This window comes from Metasolibacillus fluoroglycofenilyticus (genome assembly GCF_003049645.1).
GTDB lineage: Bacteria > Bacillota > Bacilli > Bacillales_A > Planococcaceae > Metasolibacillus > Metasolibacillus fluoroglycofenilyticus.
This window is the reverse complement of record NZ_PYWK01000001.1, coordinates 1,186,835-1,207,310: the sequence shown is the minus strand read 5'-3', so window position 1 is coordinate 1,207,310 and position 20,476 is coordinate 1,186,835. Positions and strand designations below refer to the sequence as shown.

The 20,476-nt window shown below is 39.2% G+C and carries 23 protein-coding genes; 3 read left to right on the top strand and 20 right to left on the bottom strand.

Going from position 1 to position 20,476, the window contains the following annotated elements; translation table 11 throughout:
• Positions 1-176: 176 nt before the first annotated feature.
• Positions 177-1,190 (bottom strand): DNA polymerase III subunit delta, encoded by a 1,014-nt coding sequence (holA, locus tag C9J36_RS05485; protein WP_107942458.1) that lies wholly within the window; start codon positions 1,188-1,190, stop codon positions 177-179.
• Positions 1,191-1,395: 205 nt separating this feature from the next.
• Between holA and C9J36_RS05480 the strand changes: the two genes are divergently transcribed.
• Positions 1,396-1,566, top strand: coding sequence for a YqzM family protein (locus C9J36_RS05480; protein ID WP_082799124.1), 171 nt, complete (start codon positions 1,396-1,398; stop codon positions 1,564-1,566).
• 216 nt (positions 1,567-1,782) lie between these two features.
• Here C9J36_RS05480 and C9J36_RS05475 read toward each other — a convergent pair whose 3' ends face one another.
• The 12 genes from C9J36_RS05475 to C9J36_RS05420 form a co-directional block, all read right to left on the bottom strand.
• Positions 1,783-4,095 (bottom strand): DNA internalization-related competence protein ComEC/Rec2, encoded by a 2,313-nt coding sequence (locus tag C9J36_RS05475; RefSeq protein ID WP_107942457.1) that lies wholly within the window; start codon positions 4,093-4,095, stop codon positions 1,783-1,785.
• Positions 4,064-4,639, bottom strand: a complete 576-nt coding sequence (locus tag C9J36_RS05470) for a ComE operon protein 2 (protein WP_066171365.1) — start codon at positions 4,637-4,639, stop codon at positions 4,064-4,066. The genes C9J36_RS05475 and C9J36_RS05470 overlap by 32 nt, the downstream gene beginning before the upstream one ends.
• Positions 4,640-4,709: 70 nt before the next feature.
• Complete coding sequence (locus C9J36_RS05465) at positions 4,710-5,321, bottom strand: helix-hairpin-helix domain-containing protein (RefSeq protein ID WP_107942456.1); 612 nt, start codon at positions 5,319-5,321, stop codon at positions 4,710-4,712.
• Positions 5,322-5,744: 423 nt separating this feature from the next.
• Entirely contained in the window at positions 5,745-6,482 is a 738-nt protein-coding gene (locus C9J36_RS05460) for a class I SAM-dependent DNA methyltransferase (RefSeq protein WP_107942455.1), read from the bottom strand.
• A complete protein-coding gene (gene rsfS, locus C9J36_RS05455; protein ID WP_066171375.1) occupies positions 6,482-6,826 on the bottom strand; it encodes a ribosome silencing factor in 345 nt (114 codons plus the stop codon). Before rsfS ends, C9J36_RS05460 begins: the two co-directional genes overlap by 1 nt.
• Before the next feature lie 7 nt (positions 6,827-6,833).
• Positions 6,834-7,394, bottom strand: a complete 561-nt coding sequence (gene yqeK / locus C9J36_RS05450) for a bis(5'-nucleosyl)-tetraphosphatase (symmetrical) YqeK (RefSeq protein WP_107942454.1) — start codon at positions 7,392-7,394, stop codon at positions 6,834-6,836.
• The gene (locus C9J36_RS05445; protein WP_107942453.1) at positions 7,372-7,953 is read right to left on the bottom strand and encodes a nicotinate-nucleotide adenylyltransferase; all 582 of its coding nucleotides are present in this window, start codon (positions 7,951-7,953) and stop codon (positions 7,372-7,374) included. The genes yqeK and C9J36_RS05445 overlap by 23 nt, the downstream gene beginning before the upstream one ends.
• A gap of 12 nt (positions 7,954-7,965) precedes the next feature.
• The gene (yhbY, locus tag C9J36_RS05440) at positions 7,966-8,271 is read right to left on the bottom strand and encodes a ribosome assembly RNA-binding protein YhbY (RefSeq protein WP_066171383.1); all 306 of its coding nucleotides are present in this window, start codon (positions 8,269-8,271) and stop codon (positions 7,966-7,968) included.
• An 84-nt stretch (positions 8,272-8,355) separates the two neighbouring features.
• Positions 8,356-9,180 carry a shikimate dehydrogenase gene (gene aroE, locus C9J36_RS05435; RefSeq protein WP_107942452.1) on the bottom strand — a complete coding sequence of 275 codons (825 nt, stop codon included), beginning with the start codon at positions 9,178-9,180 and terminating at the stop codon, positions 8,356-8,358.
• Between the two features lie 19 nt (positions 9,181-9,199).
• Entirely contained in the window at positions 9,200-10,303 is a 1,104-nt protein-coding gene (gene yqeH / locus C9J36_RS05430) for a ribosome biogenesis GTPase YqeH (protein ID WP_066171389.1), read from the bottom strand.
• Positions 10,303-10,821: a YqeG family HAD IIIA-type phosphatase gene (locus tag C9J36_RS05425; RefSeq protein ID WP_066171392.1), complete on the bottom strand. Its 519-nt coding sequence runs from the start codon at positions 10,819-10,821 to the stop codon at positions 10,303-10,305. The genes yqeH and C9J36_RS05425 overlap by 1 nt, the downstream gene beginning before the upstream one ends.
• A 335-nt stretch (positions 10,822-11,156) precedes the next feature.
• A complete protein-coding gene (locus C9J36_RS05420; protein WP_066171395.1) occupies positions 11,157-11,939 on the bottom strand; it encodes a phosphatidylserine decarboxylase in 783 nt (260 codons plus the stop codon).
• A 303-nt stretch (positions 11,940-12,242) separates the two neighbouring features.
• Here C9J36_RS05420 and pssA point away from each other — a divergent pair, with 303 nt between their 5' ends.
• Complete coding sequence (gene pssA, locus C9J36_RS05415; RefSeq protein WP_066171399.1) at positions 12,243-12,782, top strand: CDP-diacylglycerol--serine O-phosphatidyltransferase; 540 nt, start codon at positions 12,243-12,245, stop codon at positions 12,780-12,782.
• Between the two features lie 257 nt (positions 12,783-13,039).
• Positions 13,040-13,741, top strand: a complete 702-nt coding sequence (gene sigK / locus C9J36_RS05410) for an RNA polymerase sporulation sigma factor SigK (RefSeq protein ID WP_042478132.1) — start codon at positions 13,040-13,042, stop codon at positions 13,739-13,741.
• A gap of 562 nt (positions 13,742-14,303) precedes the next feature.
• Here the strand turns inward: sigK and mtnN are convergent.
• The 7 genes from mtnN to C9J36_RS05375 form a co-directional block, all read right to left on the bottom strand.
• Entirely contained in the window at positions 14,304-14,996 is a 693-nt protein-coding gene (mtnN, locus tag C9J36_RS05405) for a 5'-methylthioadenosine/S-adenosylhomocysteine nucleosidase (RefSeq protein WP_107942451.1), read from the bottom strand.
• 29 nt (positions 14,997-15,025) lie between these two features.
• Entirely contained in the window at positions 15,026-15,739 is a 714-nt protein-coding gene (locus C9J36_RS05400) for a YrrS family protein (protein WP_066171749.1), read from the bottom strand.
• A gap of 234 nt (positions 15,740-15,973) precedes the next feature.
• The gene (gene greA / locus C9J36_RS05395; protein ID WP_066171405.1) at positions 15,974-16,465 is read right to left on the bottom strand and encodes a transcription elongation factor GreA; all 492 of its coding nucleotides are present in this window, start codon (positions 16,463-16,465) and stop codon (positions 15,974-15,976) included.
• A 505-nt stretch (positions 16,466-16,970) separates the two neighbouring features.
• Positions 16,971-17,606, bottom strand: a complete 636-nt coding sequence (gene udk, locus C9J36_RS05390) for a uridine kinase (protein ID WP_107942450.1) — start codon at positions 17,604-17,606, stop codon at positions 16,971-16,973.
• On the bottom strand, positions 17,607-18,884 hold the full coding sequence (locus C9J36_RS05385) for a peptidase U32 family protein (RefSeq protein WP_107942449.1): 1,278 nt from the start codon (positions 18,882-18,884) through the stop codon (positions 17,607-17,609). It lies immediately after the preceding gene.
• 18 nt (positions 18,885-18,902) lie between these two features.
• Positions 18,903-19,835, bottom strand: a complete 933-nt coding sequence (locus tag C9J36_RS05380) for a peptidase U32 family protein (RefSeq protein ID WP_107942448.1) — start codon at positions 19,833-19,835, stop codon at positions 18,903-18,905.
• A 5-nt stretch (positions 19,836-19,840) separates the two neighbouring features.
• A complete protein-coding gene (locus C9J36_RS05375) occupies positions 19,841-20,473 on the bottom strand; it encodes an O-methyltransferase (RefSeq protein ID WP_107942447.1) in 633 nt (210 codons plus the stop codon).
• Positions 20,474-20,476 lie beyond the last annotated feature (3 nt).

Below are 20,476 nucleotides of genomic sequence, written 5' to 3'. Positions count from 1 at the left end.
TTTATTTTCATCAAATTTTCATATTCCATCTGTATAATTAGAATATTGTTTATGAGAAAAGTTCTAGATGAAAACTATAGCGGCTGTTCCGAAATAATCTCTCAAACAGCTCTATCGCTTTCTTAAATTTGAATTTTATAGTTTTCATCTTCTAGTTCATCAAAAAGCCCCTCCTTTTAAAGGAGAGGTTTCATTAAAAATAGCTCTAAAATACGTGCTCGGTTGTTACTTGCTGATTTTAATTGTAAATCTACAGTAGCAAGTGCGTTGAGCGCCTGTAATAATCGCTCCGCTGATGGGCGATTGCGCTGCTCAAGTATCATTTTTATGCGATATGGATGGACTTTTAGCTGTTTAGCAATTTGCTGTGGATGATAGCCTTTTGTTAATAAATAAAACGCCTGGCTCATTGTACGAATATTTGAAGCTAGCAAGCCAACGAGCATAATTGGCTCCTCTTTTTGGCGTAATAAATCATGATAAATCGTTAACGCCTCCGCCTGTCGATTGCCTAAATAAGCATTCAACATTTTAAAGGCATCATGCTCCAAAGTTTTCGCGACAAGCTCCTCCACAAGCGCTTCCGTTATTTCATGCTCTTGCCCTAAATAAAGCGCCATTTTTTCTAGCTCCATTTTTAGCTGCAACATATTGGCACCTACCGTTTCCACTAATCTCACTGCGGCTCCGTCCTTAATCGCTTTTCCCGCAGCCTCGATTTCATGCTTAATCCACACATACAAATCTTGCTCCTTCGGTGTTTCAGCCGCAATTAAAACCGAATGCTCCTTCATTAACTTTGTTATTTTTTTACGTTCATCTAACTTTTCATACGGCGCTATAAAAACAGTTACTGCGGTATCGGTAGGATAAGACAACCAAGTTTCCAAACGCTTTAAATCATGCTCTATTTTTTCCTTCCCTTTTTCTGTCGCCTTTAAAAAAGAAGCATTTTTAGCAATAATCAATTTTTTGTCTGTAAAAAAAGGCAATGTGTCTGCTTCATCTATTACAATATCTACAGGCTGCTCAGCTAAATCAAAAGGAATCATCTCGACTTCCTCCTGCTCGCTTAACGCTTCCTTCAAACGTTTTATCGTCTCATCTATAAAATACGTTTCCTCGCCAACAATCAAATAAACAGGTGCAATATCCCCTTTTTTTATATCTTGCCAAATTTTTGTAATCATCACGAAACCCCTCTTTTACTTCATCGCTCCTAGTATAACATTTCTCTTCATGCAATGGGGCGCACAAAATTGTCAGAATTGTTTGCGTGCCTGGCACCGACAAAATTGCGACAATTTAGCACATACTATGGCGAGGAAAGTTCGATTGCATATGGATTTTTGCAATGGCTTGACTTATAATTGAAAAAGAGTAGGAGGGATATATATGGCAGGTCATAACGATCCAAATTACGTAACAGAAAACCCATTTGAAGGCCGCGGTCGCGCTTCTCAACGCAATGATGCTATCGATGCTGGTATTGGCTTCGTCGTACCTTTTGGGGTATTTACAATAATGTTCATCATCGCAATGATTGTAGAAGTAGCTACTCGCTAATTTTTGAAAAAAGAAATTGTCTGAAAGGCATGCGAACGCAATGCTTTTCGGACAATTTTTTTGTTGAATTAATTTCCGTTTAGTTTAATATATTTTATTTTCCAAAGTATACATACAATGATTTTAAAGCCTTTGCTATTAGCTTTAAAATGAATAAATCAAAATGTGTTTTCATTTGTATCTCATGATGCTTTCGTCTTTTAGATACCTGTCTCGTCATTCAAAATGCATTGCCATTGTCTCATATGTTAGCTTATTACCATCCCATTTGACTGTTATCGTTCCTACTTCGCCTGTTACTAAATAAAAAATATTGTTGTTCTGTAAACGTGCAACTACTTCGGGATGCGGATGGTTATAGCGATTGTTTTTCCCAGCCATAATGATGGCTAACTGTGGATTCGTTGCCTCAACAAATTCATCAATACTTGATGTTTTACTCCCGTGATGCCCAAGCTTTAATATACTGACATCGCGAATGTCCTCATAAGCGGTTTGTAGCAGCGCTATTTCTCCTTCGCGCTCTAAATCACCCATTAATAATACTTTTAGTGCATCTGCTTCCATTAATAAGACGAGCGAATCATTATTGCCCTCGTATTCAATATCTTTTGGCCATAAATAGCGAAATTGGATATTTTCCGTTTCCCAAGCATCGCCTACCAGTTGTTCTCGGATGATTAATTTCTGTTTCTCTGCCTCTCGTAAAAAATCAAACATAACAGCCTTTTCTAACGAACGAGGCGATACATGTACTTCACGTACTGCTATTTCACGCAATATTTCTTCAGCACCTTCTACATGGTCGGCATCGGCATGACTCAAAATTAATTTATCGATTTTTCCGATTCCTTTGCCTTTTAAAAATGGCACAACAATTTGACGTCCCACCTCATATTTATTATGACGCCGCTTCCACTCCTCTTGCTCAAAGCGTAGCAAGCCGCCTGTATCTATAACATAGACTGCCCTGCGATAAGGCAACTCAATCACAATACAGTCACCTTGTCCCACATCAACAAAGGAAATGAGCAATTGCTTATTTGTATAAGGGAGCAGTTGCACAATAAACGCTGGTACAATAAGCACTGCGATAGCAAGATGCCATTTTTGTCGTTGTAAAAAATACAACGCTATGCAGGAACTGCTAAATAGCAATAACAGAACAATTGTTGTGGGCTTGCCAGCAACCCACATTTGATAAGGGATGCTCTGTACAAAAAGAATAAACTCCGTTAACAGCAAACGACACGGCTCATACAAGAAAAACGCCATTTCCGCAAGCGGCTTACATATATAGGTCAATAACAGAAATAATAAATTCAGCGGTAAAATCACGAAAGAAAATAAAGGGACAAACACAACATTGGCGATAAAAGAGGATAAGCTAATTTCATAAAAATGCAGTAATAACAATGGATAAACAAGCACTTGACATACGCATGTCATCATAAATGTTTGGGCGAGTATACCTTGCAAGGCTGCTAGTAGCTTTGATGATAAAATTAAACTAAGCGCTGCCAAATAAGATAATTGAAAGCCAATTTGATACAAGACAGCAGGCTGCCAAATAACAAAAACAATAAAGCTAATTGCCATTGCGTCCAAAGCAGACAGTCGCCATTTAAAATAGCGCGCTAACATAACAATTTCCACGACAAGAACAGCTCTCCAAATAGAAGGTGCTCCACCTGCCACTATTGCATAGGTAGGTAAAAGAATTAATAGTAAAAGCGTCGCTAGCTCCTTGCGAATGCGCATACGTAAAAGCGTCTCAAAAAATAGCTTGGAAAGGAGCGCGACATGCAACCCAGAAATGGCAAATAAATGCGTAATGCCAAGCTTTTGATAAGCCCTATTCAATTCGACATCAACTTGCTCCTGCGAGCCGATTAATAAAGCTTGCGCTTCTGCAACAAGGTTCGCAGGAAAACTTTTTTCTATATGATGCAGCATTTGAAAGCGTTGTTGGGCTAAAAGGCTTGTGATAGAATGCTCCTTTTCAATAATACCCATAGAGGAAATTTCTAAGACCCCGCGCGCATGCTTACTCTTTAAATACTCAGTCATAGCAAAGCTATAAGGATGTGCTGGCATTTCAGGAATTACTAATTCCCCCTTTACTAGAAAACTTTGACCCGCTAAGGAATATTCGCTATAATATTTCTTTTCCTGCTCGTTATTCATTTCATAATGCACATAAAACTTCCGCCCATTATCTGCCTTCATGAAGCCGCGCAATGATGCACCATCAATTTTATAGTCGCCTGTCCAACTAAGCGTTATAGGCATTTCGAAGGGCTCATCTAACTTATTTATTTGCCAGATTGTATAGCAATAAACAGCAACACAAACAATTGTTAACCACATTAAATGCATGTGTGGTAGTCGCTTATATTTACAAAAAGCAAAAAGCACAGCAAGCCATAAAAAAAACCATAGTGACTCAAATGCTGCACCTACTGCAATGAGAACTACTATGGCATAGTATAACCATTTATTTTTTAAGTAATTGACCAAAAAGCGCATTCACCTTCTCTTCTAAAGGATGCAATTCCTCTTGAGAAGCACCGTAACTACGCAATTTTTCAAGCATCGTCAATAATAGTTGCAATTTTTCCTCCTGCAAAAAGTCAATTTTTGCTTCGTCGAATGGAATATGCTTGACATTGACATCGGCTTTCGCTAATAACTCTAATGCATAGGGATTATTTTTATAATCCTTTGCATAATAAACATTTTTTATACCTGCTTGAATAATCGTTTTTGTACAAGGCAGACATGGAAAATGGGTTACATACAAATCTGCTCCATTCGCAGGTGTACCATATTTAGCACATTGCAATAAAGCATTTGTTTCGGCATGTACTGTACGCACACAATGATTGTCAACAACATAGCAACCTTTCTCAATGCAATGTTCGTCTCCAGAAATGGAGCCGTTATAGCCACCTGCAATAATGCGTTTTTCCCTTACGATTGTGGCGCCAACCGCAAGCCTTGTACATGTGCTTCTTAACGCTAATAAATGGCTTTGTGCCATGAAAAATTGATCCCACGTAATACGCTCCATATGACAACCTCCAAAATTTCTTAACTTTAGTTTAGTCTTTTCGTGTAATTGGCGCAACGGGGTTGTAGAATTAGTTCACTTTAATTAAATCTTTTATTCGCTCAAAGGATTTTTCGCCAATACCAGACACTTTTTTTATATCATCAATCGTTTGAAATTTCCCAGCTTCATTGCGATAGCTAATAATCGCCTGTGCCTTAGCTGGCCCGATGCCGGGTATAGTCATTAGCAATGCTTCATCTGCAGTATTAATATTTACCTTTGTCGGGGTTTTGTTTTGACCATTTGGATGTGAAACAAAATTTATTTCTGCCATCTCTTCTCCTTGAAAAGGCACATAAATCACCATTTCATCCTGTAGGCGCTGGGCATGATTAATCATTTTCGTGTCTGCTTGCTCCGTATAACCACCGGCTAATTGAATGGCATCAATAATGCGATGTTCTTCCGTTAATTCGTATACGCCGGGAAATTTAACTTGCCCTTTTACATCGACAACTACGGCTAAAACGCTTCTTACCTCTTCCAAATCGTTTTCGCTAGCTTGTTCGAGCTGCACAGTCGCAGGAATGATTTCTACTGTTGCTGAATGGTTTTGTTGAAGAAAAAAATAGAGGAGTCCAATGATAAGAGCACTGGGGAGTAGCACCCTTTTACCGTATTTTTGAAGGTATCGTTGCATACCACACCTCTCTAAGAAGGAGGTAAGTTCATATGGAGCTACCCTCACTATACAAGATTTTACCAATGATGAAAAGCCCTTTTATTTTATGTAAAAAGGCGAGGCTGTCTAAAATAGCTTTGCAAACATCATAAGCAATTTCACCTCGAACCAGCATGCGAAGAAAATCTCTCCTATCCGAATCAATATGATGCTGCTTGTCCAGCCACTGAAATAGAGCATTCCTCTCACCACTTTATAGAAGTGTGGGATTTCTGCTAAATCAAGCTAAATAACTTTATCAGTTACGCTCGGATTTTTCCAAGCTGTGACGTCCGCCGGAGGCATATGTCAACACGATATTAGTCACCCAGTATGTCGGGGGATTCTCTTTATCAGCGGGTGGTTTGGACACCCGCTGAAAGAAATTAAATAGCACCTTACCTATTTTATCGCGCGAATAAAAATGCGCTCGCTTTCCTCCTCAGGCTGTTCAGTCGACCAGTCGGCTGTTATATGCACCTCGCTAAAGCCGGCTACATAAAGCCATGCTTCGTACTTTTCTGGGGCAAATGTGCGTTGGTAGTGCTCCTCATCAAAGCGTTCATATAAGCCCTCAGTCGCCTCTGCAAAAAAAGTCATGTAATGATAAATCGAATGCGGCTCTTTTCCTTGCTCTGTATGCCAAACATAAGTAATTTCTCCATCATCATAAGTGAACGGGCTTTCTAGAAAAATTTCATCCATTTTATAAAGCGAGTGGACATCGAAAAACAATTGTCCACCTTGGCGTAAGCTATCATAAATACGCTGCAATGTTTCAATAACAGCCTGCTCCTCACGCAAATAATTTATGGAATCTATTGGGATAATGGCGATATCTAGCTCATGAAAGCCTTCTAGTTGCTCCATCGACATCGAGATTAATGGAATTGATTTATTCGCTGCTGCAAATCGTGCGCTAGCTACCATCAGCATCTCCTCAGACAAATCGATACCGCTTACTTGATAGCCAGCCTCATCTAATAGCGCCGCAAGCACACCTGTGCCACAGCCAATGTCTAATAGAGTTGGGTATTTGGCTTGTGGTGCATAGGCTTTTATCCACTCTACATATTCGTCATATGGGATATCTGTCATTAATGCATCATAAACCTGCGCAAATCGTTCGTAGCTAGCCATTACAGTTCAGGTGCGTCCAATTGAGGTGCATCTCCCCATAGGCGCTCTAAATTATAATAGGCACGCTCATCTTTATGGAATATATGAACAACAACATCGCCTATATCAACTAAAATCCAGCGAGCTGTATCAAAGCCTTCAACGCGCTTCACTTCAAAGCCATTCTCGTGTGCCTTTTCTTGAAGCTCACGTGCAATCGCCTGCACTTGGCGATCTGAATTACCGTGGCAAATAATAAAATAATCCGCCAGTAAGGAAATGCTGTGCATATTTAATACAACAATATCCTCCGCATGTTTATCATCTGCCGCTTTATATGCTAATTGTAATAATGTTTCATTCATTAATTATTTAATCCTCTCTTATATAGTAGTTATAGCATTCGATTGATTGTGGATAAATCGCCAATTCCATCTTTATTAAATGTGCCACTGAATGATGAATACATGTACGCATCGCGATTGTTAAATCTTTCTGTGCGATTTTACGTAAATCATCAACACCCGGAAACTTGCGATTTGGCTCAATCATATCTGCTATAAAAAGTATTTTTTCTAACTTCGTCATATTCGCGCGCCCTGTTGTATGGTAGCGAATGGCATTTAAAATCGTTGCATCTGCAATTTGAAATTCCGTTTGCGCTATCCACGCACCGACAGGTCCATGTAAAATTTCAGTGCCCCAAGCAATCAATTCATTTCCTAGCTGATGTGTACGAACAATTTCTCGCATCCATTCCTCATCAGCATATTTTGCAACATCATGTAAAATCGCTGCTACTTCTGCTTTTTTTGCATCTTCATTATAACGCTTCGCTAGCTGAGTCGCAGTTTCCATTACACCAATTGTATGAATATAACGTTTTTTTGGCATACGTGGTTTTATTGCATCAAGTAGTTTTTCGCGCTCCATAAAGACCTTCCTTTCGAATATATGCCTCTACTGCCTCTGGTACAATATACTTTAATGGCCCACCATTTTGACAGCGCTGGCGAATAACTGTAGAAGACAAATTCATTTCAGGTGTCTCTAGTAATTGTACTGGATACGTTGTTGTTGCTTCTGTTCCTGGTCGTTTAATCCCTACAAATTGTACAAAAGTGACAAGCTCCTCAATATGATACCATGTATGCAAGCTGTCAATCATATCGCCACCTATAATAAAATAAAACCGCGTATTAGGCTCGCGCTCCTGCAATAAGTGCATTGTATTATACGTATAGGATATGCCGCCACTTTCCAGCTCGCTCTTCTCTACCTTGAAATAAGGTACATCTGAAATTGCTAATTGAAGCATTTGTATTCGCTGCTCATCTGTTGCAAGTAGCTGTACCTCTTTATGTGGCGGTATGGCATTCGGCATAAAGCGCACCTCATCTAACTTTAACGCATGAAAAGCTTCATTCGCCATTAGCAAATGACCGTTATGTGGTGGGTTGAATGTGCCCCCTAAAATTCCCACTCGTTTCATTAACTACTCACCTTACTTTTGTGTCGCCTTCGGTAATATAATTTTTTTATTTTGACGCGATTCCTTATACAAAATAACTGTTAAGCCAATTAATTGAACTAACTCCGCTCTTGTACCTTGTGCTAGCGCTTCAGCTACTTCATGTTTATCGTCCTCACAATTATCTAAAATACGCACTTTAATAAGCTCGCGTACTTCTAATACATCGCGCAATTGTGCAAGCATCGCATCATTGACGCCGCCCTTCCCTACTTGAAAAATCGGGTCTAAATGATGTGCCTCAGCACGTAAAAAGCGCTTTTGTTTACCAGTTAACATATATATAAATCCTCCTGTGGAATCGGGCGTTTGTGTTTTTTTGAAGGGTTAAAAATATTAAATTCACTGCCCCAATTCCATATTTTATTTTAATTGTGCTGTTAATTCAGCCATCATATTCGCTGTATTTGGATAATGCCCTAGCCAATAATTGTAGGCAATCGCCCCTTGATGCACAAACATCCCCAATCCATTGACAATCGTTGCACCTTTGCTCTTTGCAGCCTGTAAAAAAGGTGTCATTAACGGATTATAGACAATATCAGCTGCAATAGCGCCTTGTGGAAACTTGTCTAAGGAAAAAGGTAATGTAAGTGTGCCACTTGTCATGCCAGCAGGAGTTGTTTGAATAAAAATCGCATACTCGTGTAGCTCATTCTCAGCCTGCTCTAAAGAAATCGCTTGACCACAGCCGAGCTGCTCTATAATCGACTCTGCTTTAGCAATGGTACGATTCGCAATTGTTATCTGCTTATAGCCTGCTGCAAATAGTGCAAAGGCGATGCCTCTCGCAGCACCACCAGCACCGATTAACAAAATTTCTTTTTCTTTATGCGCTGTACTAACGGCATCTTCTAAAGAACGAACAAATCCTGCGCCGTCCGTATTATAGCCTTTATATTTCCCTTCAGCTGTTTTTACAACCGTATTAACAGCGCCCATTTTTTCAGCTTGCTCATCTAGCTCATCTAATAGCGGAATTATTGCTTCTTTATGCGGTATCGTTACATTCCAACCCGATGCACCTAACTGCTTCAGCGAGGCAACCGCTTGCTGTAGCTGGCTAGCCTCCACATGAATCGGTATATATGCTGCATCGACATTCATTTCATGATACCAAGCATTGTGCATTGTTGGTGACTTTGAATGACTAATCGGGTCACCAATTACTGCAAACCATTTCTTCATCTCTACTCATCCTCTAACGTTAAATTAATGACGGGCGAATAAATACTTGCACTCCTTTTGGGGCATATGCTGCTATAACTACATTGGCATGCTGTGCTGTAATCCAGCCAAGCCCAGAAAAGACGATATCCGTTTTTGCTTCTTTAATTGAAAATTCATGACGCACAAGCTCAGGCAATTGCCCAATAAATTCTTTTGTCGGTGGTGCTAATAGCTCTCCTTTGTGCTCCGCATATAAATCATCAGCCTTTTCAAGCTTTGTGCGATGAATTGGTAAATCATTTGCTACATGCACAGTAAAGGCAGAGCGCTCTCCTCTAATAAAATCAAAGCGAGCAAGCGCACCAATAAATAATGTTTGACCAGCATTTTGCTGATAGACCTTTGGTTTAATTTCCTTTTTCGGCATAATATATTTCAATTCGCTAGCATCTAAATAATGCGCCATCTGATGATGATTTATAATGCCCGGTGTATCATAAAGCGCCGCACCATCGTCCAGCGGAATTTCAATCATATCTAATGTTGTACCTGGGAAATGAGAGGTTGTAATGACTTCTCCTTCACCTGTTGCCTGCTTAATAATACGGTTAATAAAGGTTGACTTTCCTACATTCGTACAGCCGACAACGAAAACATCCTTGCCTGCACGGTGCGCTTCAATCGCCTCGACAACCTCTGCCATACCTTTTCCTTTATGCGCAGAAACAAGCATTACATCAACAGGCTTTAAGCCAAGTGCCTTCGCCTCTCGCTTTAACCAATTAATGACCTTTTGCGGTTTCACCGACTTTGGCAATAAATCCACTTTGTTTGCAACGAGCAATACTGGATTTTTACCAACGAAGCGATGAAGCCCAGGCAGCCAGCTACCGTTGAAATCAAAAATATCGACAATTTTGACGATGAGCCCTTGCTGCTCTCCTAAGCCGTTTAAAATGCGTAAGAAATCATCATCTGTTAAGTTAACAGGCTGAATTTCATTATAGTTTTTTAAGCGGAAGCAGCGCTGACAAATAATTGTCTCCTTTTCTAAAGACGAGGCGGGGGCATAGCCTAGCTTGTCTTTATGCTCTGTTTGAATCACTGCTCCACAGCCTATGCATTGTGGCATTTCGACCATTATTTTTCCTCCCAAGTTGTAATTCCTTTACGTTTTAAATCATTAAAAATTCTACGCTCAATAAAGCGATTAAATAATGTAACTACCCCATCTGATTCAGCCACTGGGCGCACTAAAAATGTATATAGCTTTTGACGTTTACCACCAAAAATATCCGTCAATAGCTGATCTCCAACCATCGCAACCTCATTACGGCGTAATCGTAGCTGTAATAGACCCGCATAATATGCGGAACCAAGCGGTTTTCTAGCACGATGGATATAAGGGATACCGAGCGGTTTAGCAAAATGCTGCACGCGCTCTTCATTATTATTAGATACGATAATAACACGAATACCCGCAGCCTGTAATTGCTCAAGCCATGTCATTATTTCCTCCGTCGCGTCTGCTCGATTCCACTCCACAAGCGTATTATCTAAGTCGGTAATAATCCCTTTAATGCCCAGCTCATTTAAGATTTCTGGTGTAATTTCATGCACGCTATTCACATAAGCATCTGGTAATAAAAAATTATACAATATCTTTACTCCTTTAAATATATTGCGAATGTAAGGGCTGTCCAAAAAGTAGGCTAACGCACCCACTTTCCAGACAGCCATTTGCTTCTCTCACAGCATCTATGATTTTTTATCCAGCATTCACGGGCAGTAAGACGCCTACTTCAAGACTTGAGTGAAAATCGACTTAAGAATCAACTGCCCGTAAATGCCCGATTGGTTCAACTAACAATCAGTGGAGATGAGGAAAACCCTCACTGATTGAAGTTTCACTTTATTTGGATAACAAAAAATGTTTTATGCGACAACTTGAGATTGCTTTTTAAAGCTGTGAAACCCTACATATTCTTTCGCTATTATAACATAGTTGCAAAGGCTTCTCCCATTCTAATCGCATGCCCTTGCACGATATTTTCGTGAAAAGAAATCGTTGCATTTTCAAACAGCATCACAACAGTTGAACCAAATGAGAAATAACCGACTTCTTCTCCCTTTTTCCATGTCTTTGTCGTATTCGTTAAAACGATGGAATTGACAAATGTCGCACCTACTTTAATAAAGGCGGCGTGTGCGTCATTGCCATAGACAAGCTCACTTACCATACGATAATTATGGCTAATTGGCTTTTTACCATATTGCAAGCCAACTTGATTGACGGGATATGATTTTCGACCGAGAACATATTGCTTCTCCACATAGGCATCAACAGGGCTGTGCATGCGATGATAATCTGCTGGACTTAGATAAAACACGATATATTGTCCTTTATCGTAGCGCCGCGCTGCCTCTTCATTACCTAATAAATCCACAAGCGAATAGGGCTTTTCCTTTACTGTTAAAATGAGTTGTTCCTTGATTTCTCCAAATGCCTCTATTTTTGCATCAACAGGACTAGCGAGTAGTGAGGCATCTTGATTGATTGGGCGAGCATCTACTTTTAGCTCGCGTGTAAAAAAATCATGCAAGCTTTGAAATTGCTCCATTTTTTTTGAAACTTCTTCTATATTAATATCGTATAATTTACTATAGCTTCGAATAAAATTTTTACTATAGCCCGATTTTGCAAATTTCATTAAGATGCTAGAACTTGTCTGACCATTCGTCAATTCAATGAGTTGTTGATAAATTTTTTCTTTCATCATGAATCCTCCGTTGCATTTATTCCATATAGCAGGCTTGTTTGAGTAAGAGATAACAAACCTGTAAAAATCGATTAGTGAAGCTAACAATCCGCCAAAGCCCGCTCGTAACTTAGCGTATTGGAAAGCCTTTACTACCTATTTTTAGTGGGAAGTAAGTAATTTAGTTGAATACATCAAAATAATGCTATGCTATTATATAGTTTAACAGCTTATTAGAAAAGTAGATATATTTTAAAGCTCTATCATTTTAGCGCTTAAAACAGTATAATAGAAAAATATTCAGTCGAAGGAGTGTTTCTAATGTTTCTTCTCCAAAAAGTTGATTTAACTGTGAAGAAAATAAAATCGAACGCTGCCAATTTAATTACGCTTCTAAATTTATCGTTTGGTGGTGCATCTATTATGGCATCGTTAAACGAAGCATATAACTATAGTGTACTATTTATTTTTATTGCAGCATTTTTAGATCGTTACGACGGTAAAGTCGCTCGAAAATACAATCAGGAATCCGCGCTTGGCAAACAGCTCGATTCAATGGGAGATATCATCTCATTCGGTGTCGCACCTGCAATTTTAATGTATGAAATTATTTTCTCGAATTTTGGTCTCCCAGGTATGTTTATCACAGTCTTTTACATTACATGTGGCGCCTTCCGCTTAGCGCGCTTTAATTGCACGGAAACATCTGGTTACTTTGTAGGACTACCGATTACAGCAGCAGGCACATTATTAACGATTACATTTTTCTTAGTGCCAATTTTTTCACCTGTCTTTTATTTAATCGTGTCACCATTACTAGCGTTGTTAATGATTAGCACATTTACATTAAAAAAAGTTTAACAACATAAAGGCTATCTGAAAAAGTAGTAACTTTTTCAGATAGCCTTTGCTTTTTATTATTCGATGCAAATAGACCACCTCAGATATCGCTAGCCTATCAATTACATTTTCACTACATAGTGCTTCTGCGGTGGTCGCATTCCATGCCACCATCCTCGGCGCAAAAGGAGCATCTCAAAATGAATTTTCAGACGATCCTTTTCATGAAGTGCTAAAAATCGACATATACTGCTAAAAAGGCGGAAGGATGAAGCATTTTGAGCGGTATATTTTTTTCGCTCATTCAACTATGGTTAGAATTCCCTTCATTGCTCGGCTATTTAAAGGGGCAGGCGTTTTCTAAGCCATTTTCTCGTGAAGAAGAAGCAGAAGTACTAGAAAAATATTTAGCTGGGGATGAACAAGCGCGCCTTGATTTAATTGAGCGCAATATGCGACTTGTTGCACATGTCGTTAAAAAATTCCATCCTCCTCACGAACAGCTCGATGATTATATTTCCATTGGTACAATCGGTTTAATGAAGGCGGTCGCTAGTTATACGCCTGACAAAAAAACAAGGCTCGCCACATATGCGGCAAGATGTATTGAAAATGAAATACTAATGCATTTACGCGCACAAAAAAAGGTTCAAAAGGATATTTCACTTTTTGAATCCATTGGCGTTGACTACGAAGGGCAATCATTACAAATTCGTGACTTATTACAGTTAGATGAACAGCCCGCAATCGATATTTTAGAGCAGCAGGAGCGCTTTGCGCAGCTGTACGCCTATTTAAATACATTAGATGAACGAGAACTGGAAATTATTACGTATCGCTATGGATTGCAGCACCAAGAGCCATTAACGCAAAAGGAAATTGCAAAAAAACTCAATATATCGAGAAGCTATGTATCACGCATTGAAAAAAGAGCCTTGATTAAACTTTATCAGCAATTTAAACATAATCAGAAAGATTAGGGATGGCGTCTAACAGGCTGTGCAGTTGCCGACTTGTTGGACGCAAGCAGTGATGCTTTTTAAAATGAAGCACTCATTAAAAAGCGATAGGCTTTTAAAACATTAAGGTGAGCGGTATTGCCTTTTAGTTAAATTGAGTAGCTCCGTTGCAAGTTTATTGAGCGCTCATCGTGTTTTTAAATGAATGGGCTGTTTGATACGGCAAGTTTGTTTTGGCAACGCATTGAAAGAAAGGCTTTCTTTTCTTTATGGCAAATACCGCAAAAGCTGTTGTTTTTCTCGTTTTCAAAGTCGACCTTCTTTATTTTCATAAACAAACATTAGCAAAAGCGCCCAAAACGCCGACAACCGCACGGCTTTTTGGACGCTCTCTTTATGCAGCATTATCATGTATATCTGCTGAAATAATAAGCATTAATACTACTGTCGCCATAATTGCTGCTGTCGCAATAAATACCATAAATATCTTCTCCTCACGACTAGTCATTTATTATAGCTTTATCGTATCATTTTTAACAATAGTCTGACTGTGACTTTTTTAACACTTCCCATGTAAAAAAAGCTAAAGCTTTGTAATTGCCTTTAGTACGACCTCTGTCGAATGCTTAGCAGCAGTTGGTAAAAATTCATCAAAGGTAATATTCGATTCTTTTCCAGCAATATCAGATAATGCTCGAATAACAACGAATGGAGTTGCAAATTGATAACAAACTTGTGCAACAGCCGCTGCCTCCATTTCCACCGCCTTCATTTGAGGGAAATGCTGACGCACTTGTTCGACGCGAGCCGGATTATGCATAAATACATCTCCTGAGCAAATTAACCCTACTGCCGATGCATGCTCACCCACTTCAGCAACTGCTTCCTTGGCAATATTTACTAAACGTTCATCCGCCTGAAAGGCAGCGGGCATTCCTGCCATTTGCCCTATTTCATAGCCGAAAGCTGTGACATCGACATCATGATGGCGCACTTCATCCGAAATAACAACCGCCCCCACTTCAAGTATGGCATCAAAACCACCAGCGGAGCCTGTATTAATAACAACATCCGGTTTAAATTGCTGTAGCAATAATGTAGTCGACATTGCAGCATTCACTTTTCCGATACCACTTTTTAATAGTACAACTTCTTTTCCTTCATATGTACCTGCCGTATACTCACAACCTGCGATTGTTGTCACAGTAGTATTCGTTAGTGCCGCGCGCAGTAGTTCTACTTCCTGCTCCATTGCACCAATAACTGCAATTTTCATTTATGTTTCCTCCTACAATAAGTCACCTTTTACCATGACCCTTCAATTGTGTTAAGCTTTTCTAATTTTACAGGCTTCCAGCCCTCATTTGCAACCCATTCAATACTTACACGGTATTTCTCTGTTTTGTCGGCTGAAGAAACAACTGCGATTGCTGTATTTGCACTTCCATTATTTTTAAAATTCCAAACAATACTATCATCCGCTGATAGCGATGTAGCTGCAAAAACAGTCGCTAACTTTTCCTCATAATCGATATGCCCCTCTTTAAAAACAGACGTATGCGGCTCTGTTTGCGCCGTTTTTGTTGGCTGCCAATTAGGATTAACTATCACTTCATCTACAAGTGGGTCCGTAGATGGCATTGCTATATTTTCTTGTGTAGAATCTTCTGAAGAATGCCCTGTTTGCTGCGAATCGTTTGATAAATTCGATTCATCCGTTTCATGTGATGCACTACTCTCATTAAAATCATCTGATTGATTTTGAGAAACGTCATTCGCATCCGTATCTTGCTCATTTCTATCATTTGTATTTACATCATTTGCATGTTCATCTGTTTGCTGTTCATTTGGCTCTTGCTCAGCCGCTTGATCGTCGCCTGTGAAAAAAATAATATAGCTCGCGATACCTATTAATACGATAACGAGCGCAATTAAATAGTTTAGTAAACGATTCATACTATTATTCTTTTGTTGACGACGTTGTGAACGGGAATAGTTATTTTGTTCATAATCTGCCATACATTTCGCTCCTTTATGTTTAGCTGTCATTTTCGCCTCTTTACTTATGATAGCATGACGCGCTACTTGTAAACAAAGTTCCGATGCTAATAAACAATCCACCAGAATGTTGCACGAATATGTATGAAAAAGCCCAAAAAGTAGTCATTACTTTTCGGACTTTCTATTCCGTATTTATTTTAAAACAAGCTGCTGAACTGCCTTCAAATAGCTATGAAAATCTTGCTCAATCAATTAGCCAATTTTTAAAATTTCTACTTCCATATCTCCACCTGGAGTTGTTAATTTTACTTTGTCGCCCACTCGGTGCCCCATTAATGCTTTGGCAATTGGTGAATCGTTTGAAATAAGCCCCTCTAACGGGTCTGCCTCAGCTGAACCTACAATTGTATATGATTCTTCAAAATCAGCACGCTTCCCGTCGATTAATTCGTCGAACGTCACTGTTTTTCCTAAAGTGACTGTGTCGCTTGCTGCTGACTCGTCCTCTGTAATAATTAAAGCATTGCGTAACATTGATTCAATTGTTGAGATACGGCCTTCAACAAAGCCCTGCTCTTCTTTTGCTGAATCATACTCTGAGTTTTCAGATAAATCACCGAAGCTACGAGCAATTTTAATGCGCTCTACTACCTCTTTACGCTTTACTGTTTTTAAGTGCTCTAATTCTTCCTCTAATTTAGCTTTCCCCGCTAAAGTCATTGGGTATTGTTTTTCATTTGACATAATACTCATTCCTCCATTGTTCTAAAACTGTACATTTGTTTTTTTCATATTTTATGCAATCGTTTACTTTTTAGAAATCATACTTTAATCAATTACATGTCGTCCACATTTTCTCAAGCTTAATGGGGAAAGTTAACCTAAAGCCACATCTATTAGAGTTTCTTCATCATTTTCGCTCTTTTAGATGGTGTTCCTCTTATTTTAACGGGCTTTACGCCACCTGTTGTATTTTAGATAAAGTATGTTGCTAGTAAATGTATGAATGAGCGGGCTCCATTAGAAGCTGCCCGCCCATTCTATTTGTATCTACCATATTTTCAGTTAGTTATCTCGACTTGGCGGATGTCACAGATTTTAAAATGACTTCCCTCACTTACTTTAAGTAGAAAGTTTGAACAAAAGTTAGCCTCGGCGTAATTAATCTGAAATTTACGGTTTAAACTGTTTTTTCTCTATTGCAATACAGTGAAACTGCATCTTTAAATGTAAATACTTCCCTATCATATTATACATTTGATTCAGTTTCAAGAATTGTTTTGATTTTTGTTACCATTAAATCAATTGCAACCCCATTATCCCCACCTTCTGGAATAATGACATCTGCATAGCGCTTCGTCGGTTCGATAAACATATTGTGCATTGGGCGCACTGCTGTTAAATATTGTTCGATAACGGAATCAGCTGTACGACCACGCTCCTTAATATCGCGCTGCATTCGACGAATAATGCGTAAATCAGCATCCGTATCAACAAATAATTTAATGTCCATTAAGTCACGTAAACGCTCATCCTCAAGCACTAAAATACCTTCAACAATAATAACATCCTTTGGCTCGACACAAATCACTTCGCTCGCACGTGTATGCTCAACATAATCATAAACTGGTTTATTAATTGGCTGACGCTCTAGAAGCATATTCGTGTGTTCAATTAAAAGCTCTGTGTCAAACGCTAAAGGATGGTCATAATTCGTTTGCAAACGCTCCTCAAACGTCATATGACTTTGATCTTTATAATAATAATCCTGCTCTATTACTACAACAGAATGGTCTTTAAAAACTTCGTAAATGGCACGTGTAACACTTGTTTTCCCTGAACAAGAGCCACCAGCAATACCAATAACTACAGGTCGCTTTGCCATCTAGTCATTCTCCTTGCGCATCATATTTAGTTTTGTTAATGGACGATCCACTTTGAATTTTAAAATTTGTAGTGGATGACGTGCAACATCTAATTCATTGCCATCCTCATCCCAAATTTGTCCAACTGTCATTTGGAATGTCTCAATATCTGGACCAAAAAATTCAACCGTATCTCCTGGCTTGAAATAATTGCGTTGCTCCATCGTCACCATTTCTGTCTCTTTATCATAATCAAGCACAAGCCCTGCAAAATCCCATTTCACTTTGCCTGCATGGAAACCAAACATTTGCTGCTTATAGCTAGGCTCCCCTTCAAAGAATGAAGAAGCAGCTGCACGATTGGCACAGCGGGATAGTTCCTCCAGCCATTCTTTTTTTATTTCAAAGTTTTCTGGGTCTGCACAATAGGCGTCAATCACTTTACGATATACCGACACAACTGTCGCCACATAGTGAATTGATTTCATCCGCCCTTCAATTTTTAATGAATCAATGCCTAGCTCAACCATATGCGGAATAGATTCGATTAATTTCAAATCTTTCGGACTCATCGCAAACGGTGCTTCGCCATCTTTAAATAACGGCTGTTCCTCACCATCTACTTGCTCATATAAATCATAATCCCAACGACAAGACTGACAGCATCCCCCGCGGTTAGAATCACGTGCGGTCATATGGTTAGACAGTGTACAGCGACCTGAATAAGCTATGCACATTGCCCCATGTACGAAGGCTTCGATTTCAATATCGACTTCTTCCTTCATCTTTTGCATTTCAATTGCCCCAACCTCACGCGCTAATACGACGCGATGTAGACCTTCATCCTTCCAGTACTTGACCGCCTTCCAGTTGGATAGTGATTGCTGTGTAGAAAGATGAATTTCTAACTTTGGTGCAACACGACGACAAGTTTCAATAATTAGTGGGTCTGCTACGATAATACCGCGCACACCAACCCCTTCAATTGCCTGCAAATACTCTTCAAGTCCATTCATATTTTCATTATGTGCAAAAATATTTGTTGTAACGTAAACAACAGCACCATATTTATTTGCGAAGCGGACACCTTCAGCCATTTCCTCAATTGAAAAATTGCCCGCATTTGAGCGTAAACCAAACTCCTGACCGCCGATAAATACTGCATCTGCTCCATAATGAACCGCAACTTTTAATTTTTCTAGACTACCAGCAGGGGCCAATAGCTCTGGCTTTTTTGTAATGACACGTTTGCCATCGATTATTTCGCTTATTCTATCATTTTGAATTAACTGCAGCATGACATAAGCTCCCCTTTCTTAATATACTGTTTCTTTATAAATAAAGCCTGTATCTAATGGGCGTAGCTCTGGCTGAATTTCCTCAATTTTCGCTAGAAGCTCGTCCTTCAAATCTTCATATGCCTCTTCACCCTGCTCGAAATAGGCATCAATTGCTTGACGGTATAAATTCGTTACTGTTACAACATAGTCGAAACTTTGCAATATCCCATCAAATTTTAATGAATCAATACCCGCTTCAAAAAGCTCCGTTAATTCATCAATAATACACATATCGTTTGGCGAAAAAATATGAGTGCCATTTATATCTTCATAAATCGGATATTTATTTTTACGCTCTTTATCATGTAAAAACATATTTTTACTATCTTTACGATTTTCAATTGCCATTACTTCATTTCGGTATAGGAAGTAATTGCCTAGCAGCTTTCGTTTCGATTGGAACATACATGTCATTCCATGTACTTGCACTTCAATTTCATGCGTCGTATTTTCCTTAATTTCAACTACTTCATCTAGCGAAAGCTCGCGTGCTAGAACAGCTCGCTTCGCACCACGCTCTCCCCAATAATTCACTTGGAACCAGTTTGTCGCAATTGTTTCAGGGCTCCAATGTAAAGGTATCGTAATATTTAACTCTCGCACAACCATAACGACAGCTGGGTCTCCAAATAATAGAGCATCTACACCGATACGCTGCATTTCTTGTAAATACGCCTCTAATGCCTCGATGCGGTCATTATGGAATAGCGCATTGACTGACACATACACTTTTTTACCTGCAGCGTGAATGATTTTTGTCGCCTCTTCCACTTCGGCTACGGGAAACTCTCCAGCCAATCGTAAGCCAAACTGTTGCTCACCAATCACAAATGCATCCGCACCTGCCTCGATTAATGCTTTAATATGCATAATTGATTGCGGCGTTACTAATAATTCAGGTTTTTTCACCTTGTTCACCTCTTCAAACAAATTAATAGACCATCACCAATCGGGAAAAACGCACTTGTATAATCTGGGTGCTGTAAAATCCAATTAGTAAAGCTGTGTAAATTGCGAATCATCGTTCGCTTTCTTCTCGGTACTTCCTTCATCTCTAAATCTGATAAGCCATGCATGTACATATTATCAATGTAAAGTACACCACCTGATGGTACAAGTGGAGAATATTTTTCAAAAAACTTTTGATATTGCCCCTTTGCCGCATCAATAAATACAGCATCGAACGGTGAGGCTAACGAAGCAACATCTACTTCTAACGCATCCCCCTCAATAACTTTAATACGCTCTGCTACTTCTGAACGAGCAATAAAATTACGAGCGTGCTGTACTCGCTCAACATCACGTTCAATTGTCGTAATATGGCTATTCGGTAAAGCAAGTGCCATTCGAATCGCCGAATAACCAATAGCTGTACCGATTTCTAAAATTTTTGCTGGGTTTTGAATACGTAGCAATTGATTTAATGCATCAATGCCAATAAGCTGCATAATTGGAACATGATGCTCCTGAGCAAACTTCTCCATCTCCTGTAGTAGCACATTACGCGGCTGTATAAAAGATGCAATATACGTATCTGATAATTCCATTTG